Source organism: Burkholderia sp. BKH01 (assembly GCF_025685725.1).
Taxonomy (GTDB): domain Bacteria; phylum Pseudomonadota; class Gammaproteobacteria; order Burkholderiales; family Burkholderiaceae; genus Burkholderia; species Burkholderia pyrrocinia_C.
The window spans coordinates 116,071-136,022 of the sequence record NZ_JAOTQT010000004.1 but is presented as its reverse complement, the minus strand read 5'-3'; the positions used below and the strand labels follow the sequence as shown (position 1 = coordinate 136,022).

The window sequence follows — 19,952 nt, the reverse complement described above, 5'->3', positions numbered from 1 at the left end:
ATACTCGCGCCCGTTGCCCGAGCACGTCCGTGAACGACACGGAAACGCCGCTTCTTGCAAACGAAGTCAGCTTCAACGCGCTGCACGGCCAGTGCGAGGCGCTCGAACGGCAATGGGCCGCGTCGATCGGCACGCGCTTCGCCGATCGCGCGAAGGAGCTGATGGCGCGCGACCTGTCGCGCTTCAAGTCGATGACGTCGCTCGCGGATGCGCTGCACCTGACGGAGCGCACGCTGCGCAGGCGGCTCGGCAAGGACGGCATCACGTTTCAGTCGCTGCTCGACGAGGTGCGTCACGACGAAGCGGTGCGGATGCTCGACGACCACACGCTGACGGTCGCGGCGATTGCGGAACGTCTCGGCTACAGCGAGCCGCGCAGCTTCCGTCATGCGTACCGGCGCTGGACCGGCAAGACTCCGCGTGCCGAGTCGGACGCCAACGCGTGAATCGGACCGGTCAAGGCTTCATTGCCGGCATCAGGACTCTTTGCACAGGTAATTCATGACCAGCGTCTGTATGGAGTCGGGCTGGACATAGTCGTAGTCATCCGAATCTTCACGAGAAACGTAGACCTCGCCCGGTTGTGTTCCAACCATGCTTGTTTTGCCCATCGCCCACGTCTTGTTCTTGCAGTCGAACGTCCAATTGGAAACCATGCGCTTCACTAAAAACGGCGCCGAGTACCGGTGAGGATTGGCATAGACGATTTTGACCGTAATCCACGAATTTTTTTCGTGACGCTCGACGGAAGCAGGGTCCACATAGAGCTCGATAGCCGGACCCGGGCCCAGCGTGATCCAGCTCTCGGCACATGCGCCGCTTGCGATGAATGCAATCAAGGCACCCGCGATCCAGCCTTTTATCATTTCCATTCCTTGAAATTTGCGACGGCAATTCCGGAGACCTGATTCTACGTTTTCCGGTTACGCGACATTCGTACGCTTCGATCCGGCGTTTCAACCGATCTCGAAACCTTTCGGTCAATCGACATCCCGGAAACGCGTATCGATCGCTTGTCGAAGAATCCGAACCCTGGAATGAATATCGCTATGAATCGACTCGCGTAGAATGCCCGCAACAATCAACCCTAACGGGGCCACGCTGCAATTCCGCCCGCATCGACGCAATGCAAAAGAGACCCGAGGCATCCGCTGACGTCGCCGCGTAATCGGGCGAGTGCAACCGCGACGATCGTCGACCGACGAAGCCACCATGAGCAAACCGATCCTGTACCTCCTCGCCGGCAACGGCAGTGCGGCCGACTGGTGGGACGATGCGCTGCCCCACTTCCACCGCTACCAATCCGTGCCGCTGGAACTGCCGGGCTTCGGCGAAAATCCCGCGCCGCCGTGCGAAGATCTCGCCGCCTACGCGCAAGCGCTGCTGGACGCGACCGAACCGGGCCACGCGATCATGGCGGTCGGCGTGAATGCGCTACTGGTACTGCACGCGTTGCAGCGGCGCCCCGGCCACTTCAGCCGCAGCGTGCTGCTCGCGCCCGTCGGCGCGTTCCTTTGGGAACGGCGCCTGCCGAAACTGATGGCGCCGAAGCCGCTGCGCAAGACCATCCACTGGCTGCTCTCGCACTACCCGACGCTGTTCGCACGCAAGTTCTCGAACCAGGCCTGGACACCCGCGCAGTACCGCCGCATGGGCGCCGGTTATGCGCGCTGCCGCGCGTTCCTGCCGCATTGGGATCTCGTGCGCGCCGATACCGCGCTGCCGCTCCTCGAGTGGGTCACCGATCGCATCGAACTCGTGTGGGGCGACCAGGACAACGTGCTCGGCGTGCGCCAGGCCGCCGCGTGGTCGGCGATCCTCGCGCGCGCCGACCTCACCGTCACGCTACAGGCCGGCTGGGGACACTATCCGTGGATCGATGCGCCGGCGGCCTTCGCGCAGTGGCTCGAAGCGGGCGACACGGGCTTCGTCGCACATACGAAAGGCGGGCGCCTGGCGCTGGCCGCGATGGCCGGGCTACCGGTGCCGCCCGCGCTGTCGCTCACCCGCGCCGACGACCCGCGCCTGCCCGGTTTTCTCGCGAGCCAGCCCGATGCCGAGTGGGCGATCCGCTCGTCGAGTCATGGCGAAGACCAGGCCGATGCGGCCAATGCCGGCCTGCACGCGACGTTCCTGCGCGTGCCGGCGTCGCAGGCGGTGGCGCGCGTGGCCGAGCTGCTCGACGGCGGCCTCGAGGAAGCGGTCGTGCAGCGCTTCGTCACGCCCGTGCTGTCCGGCATCGCGTTCGTGCGTCATCTCGCGGTCGAAGTCGAATGGGTGCAGGGCCACCTCGAAACGCTCGCCGACGGGCAGGCGAGCCCGCAGCGCGCGATCCTGTCGCGGCTCGGCGAACCCTGGCAGAGCGGCACGTTCCCGACCGCGCACGGCTTGAGCGCGACGCAACTGTGGACCTTCCTGCAACGCGTGCTGCGCGCGTTCCACTACGTGCCGGGCGATGTCGAATGGGCATGGGACGGCACGCGGCTGTGGCTGCTGCAGTACCGGCCGATCAGCAGCTACGGCTGGCACCGGCACCTGACCTCCGCCAACATCGCCGAGATCCTGCCACCGCAGCCGAGCCGGCTGGTCGAGTATGCGCAACGCCGCGCGGCCGGCAGCATCCCTGCCATCATGGCGCGCTGGGATGCACGCGTGCTGCGGGACAACGAACCGTTCACCGCGCTCTATGGCGGCGCGTCGTACATCAACAACGACCTGTTCCTGGCACGGCTGGCCGACTGGGGCGTATCGGCCGGCAACTACAGCGGCGAGATCGGCGGCGCGACGCCGCCGCTGCGCTGGCGACCGCTGCGCCTGCTGCGATCGCTGCCGGTGTTCTGGCGCATGCTGCACGTCGCGCGCACGCACCTGCCGACGCTCGAGCACGGCTTGCGTCGCTTCGACCGGGAACTCGCGACGCTCGTCGAGCAGCGCGCCGACGGCCGGCAACTGGCCGACTGGTTCACGCGCTTCTACGTGTTCGTCGTGCAGGGCAACCTGTGCATCGCGGCATCGCTCGCCAGCAGCGGCGGCGCGCTATGGGGACGCCCGCCGACCGTGTACGGCCGGCTCGACGACAGCCCGCACCGCTTGCCGTGGGAAACCGATCCGGGCACCGCGCGGCCAGCGCCCACCGACCTGCCGCTGCAGGCGTTTCCCGACTGGCCGCTGCCGGTTCGCGTGCTCCACACGCTCGGCGCGCCGGGCATGCGCGGCTGGTATCTGCAGGTGCGCGAGTGGTATCGCGACAACCTGATGCGCGTGTTCTTCCGCCTGCATCATGCGATGCCGGCCGCCGATCGCGACGCGTGGTTCGCGCCTCATCCCGAGCGCCGCGAACGCAACGGCAGCTTCTGGCAGGACGGCAGCGAAGGCACCGACGAGGCGACCGGCTTCATGATCTATCCCGGCCACACGCAGGGCGTGCTCGGCCACGACATCCTGCTGGAAGACACGCTCGACCCGGGCCGGCACGCGCAGTACCAGACCGCGCGCGCCGTGATCGCGCGCATGGGCGGCCGGCTGTCGCACGGCGCAACGCTGCTGCGCGAGCTGCGCAAGCCGTCGGCCGTGCTGCCGCGCGTCGACGCGGCGTGGGTCGGGCGCGAAGTGCGGCTCAGCGACGGCCGGCTGACGCTGGTCGAATAAGTGCGACGCGCCGCATGCCGGCGTGTTGAAGGGGCCGGCGCCGGATGCACTGGAACAGGCCATCGCGGGCATGGAAGCGCTGTCGCGCAACGGGTAGCGCTACCCGTTCGCGCAGTGCGGCATCCAGCAGCACGTGCGCGCGGGAATGGAAGTCAGCGATCCGAAGACGACGTGACGCGCGACGCGTCGCGGCTTACGGAAGCCTGGATCGGCGCTCAGCGCGGCGGCGTGCGGACTTTCCCGTCGACCTTCAATATGCGCCTGTCGTGCGCGGCCTCGTATTCGACCGTCTGCGCGGGCGTGACGGCGCCGTACGACCGGCCGTTCACATAGACGGTGCCGTCCCGCAGTTCGATCCGGTCGCCGTCGACCGTCGCGGTGGCCCGTTCCCCCTGCAGCACCGCGCCCGAGCAACCGGCGGTCGAAAAGCTGCGGACCGACGTGCCCGGCATCGCGGCGTTCCCGCCCTGGTCCGCCGCATGCGCCGCGCTGCAGGGCGGCGCATCCATGCTACCTGCAGCGCGGAGCGTTCCCGCGCTGATGGCGCATCCGGCAAGCAACGCAAGCGTCATCGGCAACAGCTTGTTCATGGTGATCTCCGTGGTCCGTGGACCTGGATCGACAACGATGCATCACGTCCGGCCGATGGCCCGCGATCGAGCAATCGGATCGATGACCGGTCGACACCCCTGCCCGCAGGTCGGCCGACTGCGTCGAGTATGCATCCGCGTCACGACACTCCGCCATCCGCGCCAATATCGCTCACGGCCCCAAACTGCCGACTCGTTCTGGCCCCTTGATCGACTTCAGCGCCGGCCCACCCGAAGGCGACTAAAGGGGCCACCGCCTGGGACCACCGCTTCGCCGAAAATCCACCTTGATGAAGTTGCGACCCGCAACTATTATCGATTGCGATACGCAACCTTTTCGGGCAGACCATGGATCTCATCGACGCTCCCGCCAAGCCTCGCGAAGCGACCATCCTCGAGCTTCGCGACTTCTCCCGCAAACTGGTTCGCGAGCTCGGCTTCATGCGTGCGACACTGGCCGACAGCGACTGGGCGCCTTCGGCCGTTCACGCAATCCTCGAGATCGGGATGGCGCCCGGTATCAACGCCAGGGATCTCGGCAATATCCTGCGCCTGGACAAATCGAACACGAGCCGGCAACTCGCGCGGCTCGAAGCCGCCGGTATCGTGGAGCGCCGCGTGTCGAGCGAGGATGCGCGCGCGACCGAGCTGACGCTCACCGCTGAAGGGAAAAAACTCAGGAAAAGAATCGACCAGTTCGCGACGGACCAGGTGTCGAATGCGCTGCGTCGCATGATTCCGGCCGACCAGCAGGCGCTGCTGCGTTCGCTCGCGCTGTATGCCGATGCTCTCGCGCAAGACAACGCCGCCAAGGCGCCCGCCGCGATACCCGACGCGCCGCAGATTCGCGAAGGCTACCAACCGGGCTGCATCGGCGACATCGCGGGCCTTCACGCCCGCTTCTATTCGGAACACTGGGGATTCGGCGCCTTTTTCGAACAGCGCGTGGCAACCGAGCTTGCCGAGTTCTCGGGCGCGCTGCCGGCCGACGGCAAGGCGCTTTGGCTCTGCCAGGAAGACGGACGCACGCTCGCGTCGCTCGCGATCGACGGAGACACGGCGACCGGCGTCGCGCATCTGCGCTGGTTCATCGTGAACGACGCATTGCGCGGGTCGGGCATCGGGCGCCAGCTCATGACGCAAGCCATGCGCTTCGTCGATGAGCGGCGGTTTCGCGAAACCTACCTGTGGACCTTCAAGGGCCTCGATTCGGCGCGCCATCTGTACGAGTCGTTCGGCTTTACGCTGACCAGCGAGTCCGCAGGCATGCATTGGGGAACCGAGGTGGTCGAGCAGCGTTTCAGCCGGCCAGAGCCAGGGTGCTGATTTTCAACGGCGGTTTGCGCTCAGGCTACGCTTGAGCACCTGATCGGACACCTCCCACCAGCATGTCGCGCTCGACTACGGCTGCAACGACCGCGATCGTGTCGCCGATCTTTACGAGTCCGGGAAAATGCCGTGCTGCCACGACCCCATCCCGCCCGGCCCGGTACTCCACCGGCGGAACGCCGGTCCGACCCATGTGATAAATGCGAGCCACGATCTCACCGCACGCAACCGTATCGCCGAGGTCGCGGCACATCTCCAGCAGGCCGTCGTGCTCGCTGGTCGTGTAGCAGGATCCGTCCGGCATATCGAGGAGTGTCGTCGTGCGCATGTCCTTACCCGATTCCCCATCACCCTCGAGAACGCCCGCACAGCGCAAAAAACCACGCACGCCCCGGTCGGCGATAGCCACGCTTTTCGCAGTCGATGCACCGCCGCCGCCGAGTTCTGTCGACACGAACACCTTGCCGGCCTCTTCGACCGCGGTGTCAAACATCCCGACACTGTCAAGTTCAAGAAGCCGCATCGAATATGGGGCCCCGAATGCGTGCATCGCGGCTTCGCAACGTGCCTGCTGCGCCTTGTCTTCGAGCACGTGAATCGCTGCAAAAGGCACGAAATCGAGCGTGCGCCCGCCAGCATGAATATCGAGCACGTAATCGGCAAGCGGGAGCAAATAGCGCTGAAAGTAGTCGGCGATTTTCTCCGTTACCGTGCCGTCAGGCTTGCCGGGAAAACTGCGGTTCAGGTTCCCCGCGTCGATCGGCGACGTACGCGTACCAGCCCGAAATGCCGGATAGTTCATGAACGGTACGATAATGACTCGCCCGCAAACGTCTCGCGCCTGAAGCTCGCTTGCCAGCTTTGCCAACGCAACCGGACCTTCGTATTCGTCACCATGGTTACCGCCCGTGAGAAGGACCGTTGGTCCTGTGCCCCGCTTCACGACCGTGACCGGGATCATGACTGCACCCCACGCGGAATCGTCTCGTGAGTACGGCAGCTTCAAGAACCCATGTTGCTCGCCATCGGCGTTGAAATCCACAGTGGGGGTAATTGGCGAAGCCCGCATCGGGTTGCTCCTTGATCAAACGTTTGTACGGCGTCTTACGGGAGATCGAGACTCCGTAGACGGTAAGTTGAATGCTCTGCGAAATGGCCCGCTTCCGGCTTGCAGCGTTCATCAACGAACACAAGGTGCCTTGATACCGTTGCATCAACGGCGCCCGGGCGGCCCCCGTTCGCACAGCAGTCGACTCACGATGCCGGGGGAAGTCGATGGGGCGTGAATAGCCCCATCCACTTCCCCCAAGCACGCGTCAACCCGGAATAAATCAGTCCTTGACGAAGAGCTTTCGCGGAACCTCGCACAGACAGGACGAGCCTGTCGGCGCAATTACGATGCTCTCGGTAATTTCCAGCCCCCAGTCCTCGAACCACAGGCCCGGCATGAAGTGGAAGGTCATGCCGGGTTCCAGCACTGTTTTATCCCCGACGCGCAGGCTCGTCGTGCGCTCGCCCCAGTCCGGGGGATAGCTCATCCCGATCGGATATCCAACGCGCCCGCCCTTCTGAATGCCATGCCGGTTCATCACGGCAAAGAAGGCTTTTGCGATGTCCTCGCACGTATTCCCCGGCTTGGCTGCGTCAAGCCCAGCCTCAATGCCTTCGAGCACCGCCTTTTCTGCGTCCAGGAATTTCTGCGGAGGCCGGCCGATATAGACCGTTCGCGACAGCGGGCAGTGGTATCTCCTGTACACCCCGGCAATTTCGAAGAAGGTACGATTCCTGAATCGCCGCCGAGTTATACAGCTATGCCACGTGCTCTGCGGCGACACTGCATCCTCCCTACTGCCGCCTGCCTCCGAGCGTGTGCACTCACGACCGGTTCGCCGCGGTGACGCGCCTTACGCGCTCTGACTCCGTGGCAGGTACTTACGCGCAGTCGTGACGACCAAGCATCTGGAGACCAACAACCTACCGGTGTACATGCGTCGTTCGAGCATCATCTTCATAACCCGAAGTTCTCGTGATCGCCGGCGTAGACTCCGGCACGGAGCGCACCACCGCGTCCGCAGCAGTTCAGCTGCATTCTGCGCACGAAATTGGTGCCACAAGCGCTCTTCTTTTTATACGTACGTGCCGACACTGTGAATCGAACTGATCAGAGGACGTCACTTCGCTGACGTTTGACGTCGCCTCCATGCCATGCGGCCGGGATGAATGTGTGGCCGAGGATGGAGCTACCAATTCCGTTGATCTGCTCCAGCAACTTGCCAGACGCCCCGATCGCTAACCGCTTCATGTTTACCTGCGTCCTTGGCAACTTTGGGAATAAGAGGCACCCGCTCCCGGTATACCGTGGTGTGAGCACGCCAATCACGACTACGGCGTTTCTGGCCCCTCACATTGAAGTGAACAGTGAAAAGAGAAGCCGGGTAATTTTTCCGGGCGCTTCATGATACGAACCCACAACTCCCACACATTTAAATCGGAGTCCAAAATGAACAAGCGAACTATGATTCTCGCCGCAGCAGCGGGTATTTCGATCAATGCCCAGGCTCAGGAAAAGACCCGAGCGCAGGTACGGCAGGAGCTGATTGAAGCCGAACGCAATGGTCTGAATTTCGTGAGCGACACGTCGTACCCCGACGTTGCGCCGATCTTTGAACAGCAAGTCGCGCGGCTCAAGCAGCAAAACAGCGACAGTGGAATGGGTGCCGCAACAACAGGCACAAGCAATGCCGGCCGCATCAAACGGGAGACACCCCCGTCGTATCTGTCAGCCTGCGTTGGACCTGTCAGCTTCTGCACTATTTATTCCGGATCCTGAGCCACGCGGCAACGTTCTTCACCAGTTCCCCGGCAAACCGGGTCCCTTGTTGGAAGGAGTCAAGATCATGAAAAAGCTCGCCTTGCTGGCGTTGACGCTCAGCGCGCTCGTCAGCTCTTCAGTGACTTTTGCGCAGTCCGCGTCCGCTCCACTCACCCGAGCGCAGGTACGTGCCGACCTCATCAGGATCGAACAGGCTGGATACAATCCGTCGGCTAACGACGACACAACCTATCCTGCAGATATTCAAGCTGCGGAGGCGAAAGTGGCCGCTCAGGACGCTGAGCAGCAAGCCGCCCCCCCCCAGCAGCAAAAAAGCGACAGTGGCATGGGCGCCGAAATGAACGGCGCAAGCGATTCCGGCCACATCAAACAAAAGATGACTCCCCCAGATCCGTCGACCTGTGTCGGACCTGCTAGCTTCTGCCATGTTTATTTCGGCTCGTGAACCACACGCCACCGAGCCTCGTCAGAAGTAGTTTCATACGCACCCGGTGCCAACCTCTCGTGTGCCGTGTCAGCTTGCCGGGCATGGCACGACGAGGCAAATTCGCCGAAGTGCAAACTCGTGGTCATTGCAGATGACCATGATCTTTCACTTGCCGTGCACACGTTTTCTGCCGTACCCATACGAAGTTGCCGTTGCCGACGCTACCGTTGGCCTACTCTGGAGCCATACGAAACTGGGCAACATGGCGAGTGTCTTCTCGTATCTTCTACAGGAATTCTTAGGTCCGTATCGCTGCTCGACTGCCTTTCATTCGAGCATCATAGATGCATGCCTGGCAGCCGGTCGAATCCAGGAATATCTGAACCCAACCGACAGTCCTGCAAACAGGAACGCACGAAAGAAAGGGGCGAATAGGACATCAGCGGCATAGCCCGAGCATCGGGAATGTCAGTTATCCTCGATGGCAGGATCGGCCAAGAGGAATACCAGAGCGTTTGCGGTTCATTATCGGTGTTGCAGCGATTTGCCGAGGCAGTATGTCACTCCAAGGCGAGCTCGAAAGGTAATCCGGAGTGTGTACGATAGTCCATCTGCCCCGCATGAGAAAAGCTGTGCAATGCTCACAGTATGGTAGGGCGGTTCTCGCCACTCGGAAGCTGCCGTACTACGTATGCGACAAGCAGGACGTTGGGGGCAAGACGTTGGATGCATGACTAGACACGCGCCGCCGCAACCTCGGGCTGTCCCCGAATTGACACTCAACGAATTGCACCTGATCGAGAGGGTTAAAAGCGGAATATGTCGCGCTTTCCCAGTTTTCATAGATTGCGGCCGACGGGGGTGCGATCAGTTCGGCTCGCCAGCGGATTGGTACTGTTTACCTATGTCGGGACGCATCTCCTGAATCACTCGCTGGGCAACATCTCACTTGCGTGGCTGGAGCGTGGTCTGCTCGTGCAGAAGTTCATCTGGCAGGGATGGCTTGGAACGGGTGTGCTGTACAGCGCACTGGCGACACATTTCTTCCTGGGTCTGTGGGCTCTGTATGAGCGGCGCTCTGTGTACTGGAATCGGGGTGAGGCAGCGCAACTCGTCCTCGGATTGTGCATTCCGCCGTTGCTGGCAAACCATCTCGCCAATACGCGGGTCGCATTTGCCGCGTTCGGCCTGAACAAGGGATACGCGCAATTGTTGTACTCGTTCTGGATCACTTCGCCGTTCTTCGGCCAGGTGCAACTGATGCTGCTGGTGGTTGCCTGGTCGCATGGGTGTTGTGGTGTCTGGTATTGGTTGCGGTTGAAGCCGTGGTTTGGGGCGTGGCGGAGCGTGCTACTGAGCGTCGCCGTACTGCTCCCGGTACTCGCCCTGCTAGGCTTCCTGCAAGGCGGACGCGAAGTAATCGCACTCGCTCAGAATCCCGTCTGGCGCGCAGCAGCGACCCGATCGACGATTGTCGGGACAGGATTGCAAAATCTCTGGCTCGCCGATCTGCGCAGCGACTTTTTGCTTTTCGATGGTGGCGCGCTGCTATTGGTATTTGGAGCGCGGCTGCTGCGCACAGTCCGGGAGCGCCGGCGCGGACGACTCTGCATCCTGTATCCGGACGGGCGCAAGGTATTCACGCCGCTCGGATTTTCGGTGCTGGAAGCCAGTCGGATGGCCGGCATTCCCCATGCCAGCACATGCGGTGGCCGTGCCCGATGCACATTGTGCAGAGTACGTGTGCTCAGCGATCTGCCGCTGCCCACGCCATCCGAGGCGGAGCGGCGCGTCCTGGAGCGACTGGGAGCTGACTCGCAGACAGTGCGGCTCGCTTGCCAGCTACGGCCAATCCACGATCTCTCAGTGTGGCCCCTCGTCCCGCCGGCCGCGTCCACGGCCTTCCTGCCGCGGCGTCAGCAGGACGTCACGCCGCAAGAGCGATTCGCGGCGTTCATGTTCGTGGACATGCGCGGCTCCACACAGCTTGCTGCGGCACAACTGCCGTTCGACAGCATATTCGTAGTCAGCCGCTTCCTGAGCGCTGTCTGTGCCGCGGTGGTCCAGGCGGGTGGGATGCCAAATCAGTTCATGGGGGACGCCGTGCTCGCGATCTTCGGCTTACACTGCGAGCCAGCCATTGCTTGTCGCCAGGCGCTCCGTGCGGTGCCGTTGGTGGCAGCCAACATTGATCAGCTCAACGCCGTGCTCGACCAGCAATTGCAAACACCCATACGGTTTGGCATTGGATTGCATTGTGGTAAAGCGGTAATGGGTGAGATCGGCTTTCGCGAGCACGCGACATTCACGGCAATTGGTGACCCACTGAACGTGGCATCAAGACTCGAGGAACTGACAAAAGAACTCGGTTGCGATGCTATCGTCTCCGAACAGGTATTCCAGCATGCCGGCGTTTCGGCGGCAGACCTGCCGCGACTTGATGCACAACTGAAGGGCCGCGACGACCCGGTGACTGTCCGCGTGCTGTCCAAGGCGTCCCAGATGCCCCAGGCCTGACAACCCTTCTCGACATTGCGCGGCACGCTGGCGAATGACGATGCATGAGCGCCACACGGATAGTCCACAGTGCGCGTGCCGCGTTGCGCCGGCTAGGAAACGGGATGCGCTCGCAGGTCCGAGATGAAGCCGTTCAGTTCCATGTCCCCGGCATCGGTAATTGCCCAGTAATTCATTCCTCCAGTACTCCAGTGCGCGAGGTGATAGCCCTGCCGCTGGTAGATATGAGGTATGGCGCCCGCGTCGTCGCCCGGCCATACATAGAGATTGATCGGATGCAGCTTGTACCGGTACACCATCACGGCCACCGGCCGCCCATTCAAGTAATCCAGCCGCCCACCGACCAGCGGATATCCCTGCTGCGCCAGATCGACCACTGGCGGCGCAAAGTCCAGCTTGCCGTCAAACCACGGCTTGACCGTGTGCCGGTCGGTTGAAATCACATCAGACAGATGATTGAACTGCAACGAGCGGATATGGTTGTCCACGAGTTCCTGACTCAGACGCGTCTCGCTCGACGGCACCGAAAGGAACAACCCTGCGCTCCACGTCAACGCGACCACACTCATCACCATCGCGCCGATCGGCGCCCAGCCGAATGCCCCGCCGCCACTGCGTGAACCGAATCGCTCAACCAGTCGTTGCGAGAGCGATGGCCGTCCCGGCAACTCGGCCTTGATACGCTTAACCAGTTCCGCGGGCGCCTCAAAACGCAAATCCGCCTGCCTTAGCTGCACACTCACCTGGCGCTGTTGCGAGTAGTCCCGCTGACACTGCTCGCAGCCTGCCATATGGCGCTCGAATTCAAGCGCCTCGGACAGGCTCAATTCCTGGTCGATATAGCCGGGCAGCAGTTCGAAGGCCTGGTCGTGATCCATCACGCCTCCTGATCCGTCGGGGCGAGAAGCGCCGCAAGTTGCTGGCGCCCGCGTCCGAGGCGCGACATCACCGTCCCCATCGGGATGTCCACAATCGCGGCAATTTCTTTGTACGACAATTCCTCCAGCTCCCGCAGCACGATTACCTCCCGGTATTCCAGACGCAGACTCTGCAACGCCCTGTGCACCCGCTTCCGGCTCTGGCTGCGTATGAGCATTGCTTCAGGACCGTTGTCGTGATCAGCGGTACTCGTCTCAAGGCTATGCATATCTTCCTCAAACTCCAACGTGTCCGGTGCGTGGCTCCGGTTCTGCTGATACCAGGTGTAGAACGTATTGCGCACAATGCGCAACAACCAGGCGCGGGCATCGTCGCCGTGGAATCCACCAAAAAACCGGAACGCGCGCAGATACGCCTCCTGCACCACGTCCTGGGCATCCTGGTCGTTATGCGTCAGCCATCGCGCAACATTGAAGGCCGAATTCATGTGAGGTAACAGAAGCTTCTCAAAGCGCTGCGCGCTGACCGGATCAGCCATTGTGAAATTCCTGCAGTAACCACATTCCGTGACCGACAGAAATCTAACCGTCAGTACGTCGTTTTTATTCCCCGACGGCCAAAATCACCTCGTATTACTCTGGCGTAGCGCGCGGAGGTCATGTGATCGATAAACATGCGCGGACAAATCTTGGGGAAAAGCCTCAGCTGACGCAGATTCATCGAGCTAACCAAGCTTGCCGCCCCGAAATATCTCCGGCTTGAGCCGCCAGCCAAGTTCTCCCTCTGCTCGATCAGGTGCACTATCCAACACCCCTCGCTCAGCTCCCCCATACCGGCTGGCGGTACCCTAGAGCGCGGGCAGACAGATGAGTGATTGCATAGACTTCTGCATCCGCGCTGAAGGTCACAGTCCCCTCGGCGAGAGCCGGGATTCGCGAGTGGTCCGATGGTAGAGACGTCTTGGTGAACGATGTCTTACCAACCAGTAGCCAAACCGAACCCGCCACGGGGCGCCCCTCAAACCGACCACGCCTGGCTTCGAGAAACCGCGGGTGACCTGTACACGCTACCCGTTGCATTCATGGCGCGGGCTTCGTCTGCACTTTCGGGTTTCTTCCGGTCAGCGCATCTCGTTCCGCTTGATGTTTGACCGCCAGTCTTTGTTCCGCCGCCTGAATGTCATCCGGGTAGTAGAAGTCATTGGGAACGGGGCGATATCCCACTGCCTCCAGCTCCTTGAGTTCCTGACGCACTTCTGCGCGGGTGATCTGATGGATACCGGGCTCCGTCGATGTTTGCGCGTACACACAGGCTGACGTTGCCATCAACGCCGCGCTCACTATGAATGAACCACGCGCGGATTGGCCAACAAGCCAATTCAGCGAATTCGATTTCATGTCGCTACCCCTTGGTTTTCGAGCGCGTGATGTCCACAGTCGACTTGACTCCAGCGCACGACGCTCTACACGGTAAACCATTGAACCGGCATCCTTATTCCCCTACTCTCTTACACAGCCCGCGGAAATATCCGGCGACGGAACAGAGTCTACTCATTGCATATCGAAAGACTGTACGAGGCCGGCAGCGAAGGAACCTGACATGCAAGACGTTTTCACGAGAGCAAGCGCGTCGCGAGTGCTGACGGCGTGAGAGGAATCGTGCCAGCGGTACCGCGGGCAGCGTCACTGCGCAAGGTCCCAGTTCGTGACGATATCAACACGCCTAAAAACAGCACTCGGCTGATGCAGCGAGCCGCACGCGGGAACGAGTACTCCGCCCACGGTGATCGGCAAGCGGGAGAACTGGATCTGAATCCAGCGAATCCGCGGGAGCAAGTCGCCAAGGGTTCACTGAACAACGCGCAGTCCAGCAGATGTGGATCGCCACTAGCCGGCGTGACGACCTATGTCGTGCCACCTCCGATCAATTGAGGGTCCGGCAGAGCCGGGTTGATTGGGCACTGGGATGGAAACGATGAAGAAGCATTCCGTTTATGCGATTGTCATGCGTGCGTTGTGGATCTCGGTGCTAGCAATGGTCGCTTCATGCACGCCACTCCGGGTGGTCACGCATACCGTCAGTCAGTCGGAGAAGCGGGTGCCGCCAGGCCAGTACGAACTTGATCCATACCACTGGAGCATTACATTCGATGTAGATCACTTCAAGTATTCGCGCTTCACGATGCGCCTCGATCGTGCAACCGCGAAGCTCGATTGGAACGAAGGTGGGCTCGACAGAAGTTCTGTCGCAGCGACCATCGATGCCGCAAGCGTGGACACCCACGTGCCGCTACTCGACAAGCTCGTCCAAAGTGCTGATATGTTCGACGTGGCGCGTTATCCGCAGATCCGGTTTGTCAGCACGCGTTTCGAACGCACTGGAGAAGCGCGCGGTACGTTGACTGGCGATCTGACGATCCACGGCATTACTCAACCAGTGACGCTTGACGTGACGTTCAATGGCTTCGCACCCAATCCACTGACGAAACAGGACACACTCGGCTTCTCGGCGGATGGTCGCTTCAGCCGCGCGAGGTTTGGACTATCGACGTGGTTCCCGGCCGTAGGCGACGAAATCGACGTGCGGATTCAGGCGGAATTCGTTCGGCAACCCGCGGCGCCCGTGCACGCTACTGGCATACTCGACACGTCGTTCAGGAGGTCATAAATGGTCCAGTCCGACAAGCGGGCCGATCGCGCTGAAGACGATTGCCCTTGCCCTGCAAGGCGGGGGGATGCACGGTGCGTTCGCCTGGGGCGTGCTCGACCGTCTGCTGGAGGACGGCCGCCTTTCAATTGAAGGCGTCGGCGCCACCAGTGCAGGTGCGATGAATGCCGCCGTCCTGGTCACGGTTCCCGAAGCGGAATCGCTTGTCGCGCCGCTGCGCGAACGTTTCGACGCGAGCACCGCGCTTGGCGTGCCTGCCCACATCACCGTACTGTTCCCGTTCATGCCCCCGACGACATCACACCGTCCGTGCTCGCCGATGCGCAAGCGTCGTTAAGCACGGTCGCTGCGTTCTCGTTCACGCTGGCAGATATCGGACGCTTTCCGCAAAGTACCTATCTGTCGCCGACACCAGCCGACCCGTTCATCTCGTTGACCGCCGCTCTTGCCGAATGCTTTCCGTCGCTCCCGCCGTACGGAGGCGAGCATCGAAGCGTGATACCCCATCTCACGGTCGCGCATGGCGATGCCCAGCATGCGCAAACGGCCGCGGATGAACTCGAAAAACGGATGCGCGCATCGCCGCCGCTGCGTGCAACGTGTCGTTCGGTCACCCTGCTTGAGAACGCGAGCGGCCGGTGGAAAGCGCTGCACACGCTTCCACTCCCATCCATGCCGCTATAGGCTGTCGACGCAAAATTCCCGCCCCGCAAACCAGGACGCCCGGCATGCTCGAACGTCTCGCGGCCATCGCGCGCCGCGCGGCCGTCACCGCACCTGCCGCCGTTGCCGCAAATTCCGGATAATGTTGGCCCCGAACATTTCACATGACAATGGATCGCCTCATGACCCGCGGAGTCTCCATCACCGGCCGCACGCTGGATCGCGCCGAATTGCTGCTGCTCGTCGAAGGCTCGCCGACGCCTCTCCATCTGGAGGACTGCGACCTCGAGGGTGCGGACCTGTCGCGCCTGGATTTGCGAGGCGCGCGATTCGAACGATGCGCGCTCGCGGAAGCATCGTTCGTCGGCTCGACGCTGGCGCAGACATCGTGGATCCGGTGCCGGGGCCGCCAGGCCAGCTTTGCATCGTCGGACCTCGAGGACGCCGTGTTCCAGTCGTGCGATCTCAACAATACGAGCTGGCGACGCAGCAAGCTCGGCTCGGCCCGCTTCAACGAATGCAGGCTGACCGGAGCCGATTTCGAGGAATGCAAGTCGCTCGGCCTCGAATTCGAGAACACGTTGCTGGTCGGCGCAAGCCTGCGGCGCTTTTCATTCCGGAAGACCCGGCTCGCGGCACTCGATTTCTCGGACGCCGATCTCGCCGGGGCGGACTTTCGCGACGCCGTTTTCGAAGGCGGCAGCCTTCGCAATGCGCATCTGAACGACGTGAAGTTCGAGGGTGCCGACCTGCGCGACGTGGATCTGAGCGGCACGCCCAAACTGCTCGCGTCCGGCGTCCTCCGCGGCGCGACCGTCTCCTATGATCAGGCGGCCATGCTGATCGAGAATCTCGGGATTCGGGTCGCGTAAAGGTCACGCAAACACGTTCGCGCCCGGTTCATCGCCGCGTGGCGGCGCAGGTCGCAAGCCGTCGAAGCCAATCGCGCGAACTATCGCAGCGCCTGCGCCACCTGCACCCGCTCCGGCGCAAACACGTCTTCCACGAACCGGATCACGTCGTCGAGCGACGACGTGCATGCGGCGCCGGCCGCGAGTTCCCGAAACGCGCCGTCCGGCCCGAAGCAGACGAGCGGCTTGCCCCAGCGCCGCGCGAGCGAAATCTCCTCGGCCGTGCCGTGGCCGCCCGGCAGCGCGACGATCAGGTCGCTGCTCAGCACGTTCACGTAGTTGCGGTTGATCGTCTGCGGATCGGCGCCCGGCTCGCGGCGCGGCAGCGGCGTGAGGATCGGGATGTCGACGAACGGATGCGGATAACCGTCGAGCGGCACGAAACCCGCGAGCGGATCGGCCTGCGTCGGCAGGATGCCGATCGATCGCCCGGCCCGTGCCGGCACGCAGGCGAACGCACGCGCGACCGCCAGCATCACGCCCTGCCCGCCGCCCGTCAGCAGGTTGAAGCCGGCCTCAGCGAGCCACGCGCCGAGCGGTTCCGAAAACGCGAGCCACGGTTCCTTGCCCGAGCCCATCACGCCGATCGTCCTGTTCTTTGCTTGCATCGTGGTTTCCGGTGAAATCGTTGCGGTGTGTACGATCGCATCGGGTTCCGACCGCGAGCGGGCCCGCGCCCGCCGCGCTCATTCGAGCTCGACGCCCTTGAGTTCGGGAATCAGGAACAGCGTCGCGACCATGTCGAGCACATAGAGGCCGGCGAGCAACGCGATGGCCGTCTGGAACGAGTAGTGCGCGGCCAGTGCGCCGACCGCGACCGGCCCGAAGCCGCCGACCGCGCGGCCGATATTCCACAGCACGTTCTGCGCGGTCGCGCGTGCGGCCGTCGGGTAGCCTTCGGACATCAGCGCCCCGTAGCCGCCGACCATCCCGTTGACGAACATCCCCATCAGCGCGCCGGCCCACAGCATCGCCGTCGGGTCCGACAGCCGCGCATACGCGATGACCGTCGCGACCGAGCCGAGCTGGTACAGCAGGAACGTCGGCTTGCGCCCGATCCGGTCGGCCAGTTGCCCGAATACCCAGACGCCGATCATCATCCCGACGACGGTCGCCGCCGTCCACAGCCCCGACTTCGTCAGCGAGAAGCCCATCTGCTTCGACAGGAAGGTCGGCAGCCAGATCATGATCCCGTAGTAGCCGAAGTTCTGCACCGAACACAGAATCACGATGCCGAGGCTCGTGCGCGCGGTACGGCCGTTGGCGACGAGCATGCGGAACGCGTTGGATTTCGGCTGCGCCGCGCGCTGCACGAACGCTTCCGGCTCGTGCAGCTTGTTGCGCATGACCCACGCGAGCAGCGCGGGCAGCACGCCGACCACGAACATGCCGCGCCAGCCGATGTGGAGCAGCAGGAACGGCGTCAGCAGCGCGGCCAGCAGCACGCCGGCCTGCCAGCCGAGCGCGACGTAGCACGACACGCGTGCGCGCTTGCTCGCAGGCCACGCTTCGGCCGCGAGCGCCATGCCGATCCCGAACTCGCCGCCCAGCCCGATGCCCGCGATGGTGCGGTAGACGAGCAGATCCCAGAAGCCGCGCGCGAACGCGCACAGGCCGGTAAAGACCGCGAACAGCAGGATCGTCCAGGTCAGCACGCGCACGCGCCCGTAGCGGTCGCTCAGTGCGCCGAACACGATGCCGCCCGCGACCGCGCCGATCAGCGTCCACGTGACCAGCGCGCCGCCCTGCCCGGGCGTCAGTTGCAGCGCCGCCGTGATCGCGGGCAGCATGAAGCCGAGGATCAGCAGGTCGAAGCCGTCCATCGCATAGCCGATCGCCGACCCGGCCAGCGCTTTCCACGCGTACGGGCCGACCTGCTCCGCGCGCGGGGCCGACGGGCCGCCGAGCGCCGAGGATTTGATGTTTGCTGCCATGGTGTCCTGCCACGAAAGTCCGGCGACATTCTAAGGCCTGTGCCCGCGCGCGACGGGCTGGCGAACGTGCCGGTGCGCGGCGGTGCGGGTGCGCGTCACCGCCTGCTCTCGTCCGTCATCCACGCATTGCCGACGATGGTTCACGATGCGCCGCGCGCCCGCTTCCGGGACGGCGAGCGGGAATCGGCGGGCAATGAACGGGAAAGCGGCGATCCGGTGTCGGCGGCGAGGCCGGCGATGTCGCGATCAGGCCGGACACCGAACGAAAGACATGGTGCTGGCCGGATGATGCCGGCCGGCCCGCGTGCGCGAACCGGACGGCGCCGGACGGCCTTGTGGCGCGGCGGGCTTCAGCCCTGATCGTCCCCGGGCCACCAGGTCTTGGCCTCGCGGTCGACGACGAGCATGTCGAGATCCTTGCCTTCGAGCCATTTCGGCCGCGGGCCGCGGCCCGACCACGAGCGGCCGGTCGTCGGATCGTAGTACTTGGCGGGCGCCTTGCGTTTTCGCTGGACGATATAGCCGAGCGCGCTCAGCACTTCCTGCTGCGTAATTCCCAGAAGCTCGACTTGTTCCTTGAACGCCGCGAGCGCGGCCTGCTTCTCCTTCTGCTTCGCGTCCGACAGCTTGATGTTCAGGTCCCGAAGTTGTGCTTCGAGTTCCTGCAGAGCCTGGGTCATGTATTCATCCTCTTTGGGCATGTTTTTGCAAAAAACTACGATGGGCGAACCTACCACGAAGTTCCGCCGATCGGTGCTGTCAAATATGCGAATCGGTTTGCCGGAGCCGGCATGGTTTGCGCAACGCGCACCAAACGACGCCGCGCGTCAAAAACAGACCGGGCCAGGCCGGCAACGTGCGGCACGCCGCCTGCGAATGCACGGCGAACGGCTGCGGCAAGTCATGCGCCGCGCCGTGTACTGGCGCGGCATTGCGCGAATGATAGCAGTGCGCGGCATCGCGTTGCAGGTGTTACAGGCCGGCGCCTGAACGACGTGCCGTTTTGCCGGCCGAAGCCGATGCCTGCCCGGGCCGCTTACCGGTCGACGTCGTGGGCGTCCCACGCGATCCGGTCGAACAGCGCGGCCGCATGTCCGACGCGTCCGGCAATATGCGCGCGGAAATCCGGATGCGCGTCGCGGTTCTGCGACGTTGTGCCGATAGGCAAAAAGTGTCCTGAAAACAAGGCATAACGTGTCCGTCAGTCCAGGTCTGTCGACGGTACGTCCTTGATACGAAAAACATGATCTGGCCAAACGACACGAAACAAAGCACAAGACGACCAATATAATATTTTCTTTAAAATCAACCGTCTATGTGATTATCCTCCAGAAAATCTGCTGGCTCGCATACGAGTTGGGCAAAGTTTGCGAGATTCCCGTGCCTCGAAGCCGGTAATACGGAGGGTGAGCACCCAGCCATTGCGAGTCGGGTCGCATAGGGTCTACGGACTGTAGCGCCCCCTGACGGGGGCCGCGCCTGGCTCATATGACGGGCGCGTTTCGCAAGGCAGCGGTCACTGCCGTCCGATCCCGTCATCGCTTCCCGGCTCGA

The 19,952-nt window shown here is 62.9% G+C and carries 19 protein-coding genes and 3 pseudogenes; 11 read left to right on the top strand and 11 right to left on the bottom strand.

Annotated features, from left to right (window positions below; all coding sequences use genetic code 11):
- Positions 1-23 precede the first annotated feature (23 nt).
- Positions 24-446, top strand: a pseudogene (locus OEJ37_RS08445) (helix-turn-helix transcriptional regulator); the annotation flags it as partial.
- Positions 447-476: 30 nt separating this feature from the next.
- On the opposite strand, the gene OEJ37_RS08440 reads toward OEJ37_RS08445, so the two are convergent.
- On the bottom strand, positions 477-866 hold the full coding sequence (locus OEJ37_RS08440; protein ID WP_175945255.1) for a surface-adhesin E family protein: 390 nt from the start codon (positions 864-866) through the stop codon (positions 477-479).
- Positions 867-1,212: 346 nt separating this feature from the next.
- On the opposite strand from OEJ37_RS08440, the gene OEJ37_RS08435 reads away from it, so the two are divergent.
- Positions 1,213-3,648 (top strand): PEP-utilizing enzyme, encoded by a 2,436-nt coding sequence (locus tag OEJ37_RS08435; RefSeq protein WP_263343962.1) that lies wholly within the window; start codon positions 1,213-1,215, stop codon positions 3,646-3,648.
- 215 nt (positions 3,649-3,863) lie between these two features.
- Here the strand turns inward: OEJ37_RS08435 and OEJ37_RS08430 are convergent, their stop codons facing one another.
- Positions 3,864-4,238 carry a sugar ABC transporter ATPase gene (locus OEJ37_RS08430; protein WP_174417210.1) on the bottom strand — a complete coding sequence of 125 codons (375 nt, stop codon included), beginning with the start codon at positions 4,236-4,238 and terminating at the stop codon, positions 3,864-3,866.
- Positions 4,239-4,586: 348 nt separating this feature from the next.
- Here OEJ37_RS08430 and OEJ37_RS08425 point away from each other — a divergent pair, with 348 nt between their 5' ends.
- Entirely contained in the window at positions 4,587-5,564 is a 978-nt protein-coding gene (locus OEJ37_RS08425; RefSeq protein WP_263343961.1) for a helix-turn-helix domain-containing GNAT family N-acetyltransferase, read from the top strand.
- Between the two features lie 25 nt (positions 5,565-5,589).
- On the opposite strand, the gene doeB is transcribed toward OEJ37_RS08425, so the two are convergent.
- Together doeB and OEJ37_RS08415 are read right to left on the bottom strand one after the other, a co-directional pair.
- Positions 5,590-6,636: a N(2)-acetyl-L-2,4-diaminobutanoate deacetylase DoeB gene (gene doeB / locus OEJ37_RS08420; protein ID WP_174417212.1), complete on the bottom strand. Its 1,047-nt coding sequence runs from the start codon at positions 6,634-6,636 to the stop codon at positions 5,590-5,592.
- A 262-nt stretch (positions 6,637-6,898) separates the two neighbouring features.
- Positions 6,899-7,408 (bottom strand): annotated as a pseudogene (locus tag OEJ37_RS08415) (M24 family metallopeptidase); the annotation flags it as partial.
- A 659-nt stretch (positions 7,409-8,067) separates the two neighbouring features.
- On the opposite strand from OEJ37_RS08415, the gene OEJ37_RS08410 reads away from it, so the two are divergent.
- From OEJ37_RS08410 to OEJ37_RS08400, 3 genes are all read left to right on the top strand, one after another.
- The gene (locus tag OEJ37_RS08410) at positions 8,068-8,397 is read left to right on the top strand and encodes a DUF4148 domain-containing protein (RefSeq protein ID WP_263343960.1); all 330 of its coding nucleotides are present in this window, start codon (positions 8,068-8,070) and stop codon (positions 8,395-8,397) included.
- A 67-nt stretch (positions 8,398-8,464) separates the two neighbouring features.
- Positions 8,465-8,845, top strand: a complete 381-nt coding sequence (locus OEJ37_RS08405; RefSeq protein WP_263343958.1) for a DUF4148 domain-containing protein — start codon at positions 8,465-8,467, stop codon at positions 8,843-8,845.
- An 870-nt stretch (positions 8,846-9,715) separates the two neighbouring features.
- Positions 9,716-11,344, top strand: a complete 1,629-nt coding sequence (locus OEJ37_RS08400) for an adenylate/guanylate cyclase domain-containing protein (protein ID WP_244130812.1) — start codon at positions 9,716-9,718, stop codon at positions 11,342-11,344.
- Between the two features lie 92 nt (positions 11,345-11,436).
- Here the strand turns inward: OEJ37_RS08400 and OEJ37_RS08395 are convergent, their stop codons facing one another.
- The 3 genes from OEJ37_RS08395 to OEJ37_RS08385 form a co-directional block, all read right to left on the bottom strand.
- Entirely contained in the window at positions 11,437-12,222 is a 786-nt protein-coding gene (locus OEJ37_RS08395; RefSeq protein ID WP_263343957.1) for an anti-sigma factor family protein, read from the bottom strand.
- Positions 12,222-12,761 carry a sigma-70 family RNA polymerase sigma factor gene (locus OEJ37_RS08390; protein WP_174422045.1) on the bottom strand — a complete coding sequence of 180 codons (540 nt, stop codon included), beginning with the start codon at positions 12,759-12,761 and terminating at the stop codon, positions 12,222-12,224. The genes OEJ37_RS08395 and OEJ37_RS08390 overlap by 1 nt, the downstream gene beginning before the upstream one ends.
- Before the next feature lie 541 nt (positions 12,762-13,302).
- On the bottom strand, positions 13,303-13,620 hold the full coding sequence (locus OEJ37_RS08385; protein ID WP_175919935.1) for a DUF4148 domain-containing protein: 318 nt from the start codon (positions 13,618-13,620) through the stop codon (positions 13,303-13,305).
- 577 nt (positions 13,621-14,197) lie between these two features.
- Between OEJ37_RS08385 and OEJ37_RS08380 the strand changes: the two genes are divergently transcribed.
- From OEJ37_RS08380 to OEJ37_RS08365, 4 genes and pseudogenes are all read left to right on the top strand, one after another.
- Positions 14,198-14,890 (top strand): YceI family protein, encoded by a 693-nt coding sequence (locus tag OEJ37_RS08380; protein ID WP_174422043.1) that lies wholly within the window; start codon positions 14,198-14,200, stop codon positions 14,888-14,890.
- Between the two features lie 67 nt (positions 14,891-14,957).
- Positions 14,958-15,068: pseudogene (locus tag OEJ37_RS08375) on the top strand (patatin-like phospholipase family protein); the annotation flags it as partial.
- Between the two features lie 20 nt (positions 15,069-15,088).
- Positions 15,089-15,574: a 2'-5' RNA ligase family protein gene (locus OEJ37_RS08370; protein WP_317891527.1), complete on the top strand. Its 486-nt coding sequence runs from the start codon at positions 15,089-15,091 to the stop codon at positions 15,572-15,574.
- Between the two features lie 149 nt (positions 15,575-15,723).
- A complete protein-coding gene (locus OEJ37_RS08365; protein ID WP_175920122.1) occupies positions 15,724-16,425 on the top strand; it encodes a pentapeptide repeat-containing protein in 702 nt (233 codons plus the stop codon).
- 80 nt (positions 16,426-16,505) lie between these two features.
- Here the strand turns inward: OEJ37_RS08365 and OEJ37_RS08360 are convergent, their stop codons facing one another.
- The 3 genes from OEJ37_RS08360 to OEJ37_RS08350 all read right to left on the bottom strand — a co-directional run bounded on the left by OEJ37_RS08360 (position 16,506) and on the right by OEJ37_RS08350 (position 19,078).
- Positions 16,506-17,072: a DNA-binding protein gene (locus tag OEJ37_RS08360; protein WP_263343956.1), complete on the bottom strand. Its 567-nt coding sequence runs from the start codon at positions 17,070-17,072 to the stop codon at positions 16,506-16,508.
- A gap of 78 nt (positions 17,073-17,150) precedes the next feature.
- Entirely contained in the window at positions 17,151-18,398 is a 1,248-nt protein-coding gene (locus tag OEJ37_RS08355; protein ID WP_174422040.1) for an MFS transporter, read from the bottom strand.
- Between the two features lie 350 nt (positions 18,399-18,748).
- On the bottom strand, positions 18,749-19,078 hold the full coding sequence (locus OEJ37_RS08350) for an H-NS family nucleoid-associated regulatory protein (protein WP_072440422.1): 330 nt from the start codon (positions 19,076-19,078) through the stop codon (positions 18,749-18,751).
- On the opposite strand from OEJ37_RS08350, the gene OEJ37_RS08345 reads away from it, so the two are divergent.
- Positions 19,077-19,388, top strand: a complete 312-nt coding sequence (locus tag OEJ37_RS08345) for a hypothetical protein (RefSeq protein ID WP_263343955.1) — start codon at positions 19,077-19,079, stop codon at positions 19,386-19,388. The two genes, OEJ37_RS08350 and OEJ37_RS08345, sit on opposite strands and share 2 nt — an antisense overlap.
- A 46-nt stretch (positions 19,389-19,434) precedes the next feature.
- On the opposite strand, the gene OEJ37_RS08340 is transcribed toward OEJ37_RS08345, so the two are convergent.
- Positions 19,435-19,566, bottom strand: a complete 132-nt coding sequence (locus OEJ37_RS08340; RefSeq protein WP_263343954.1) for a hypothetical protein — start codon at positions 19,564-19,566, stop codon at positions 19,435-19,437.
- Between the last annotated feature and the right edge of the window lie 386 nt (positions 19,567-19,952).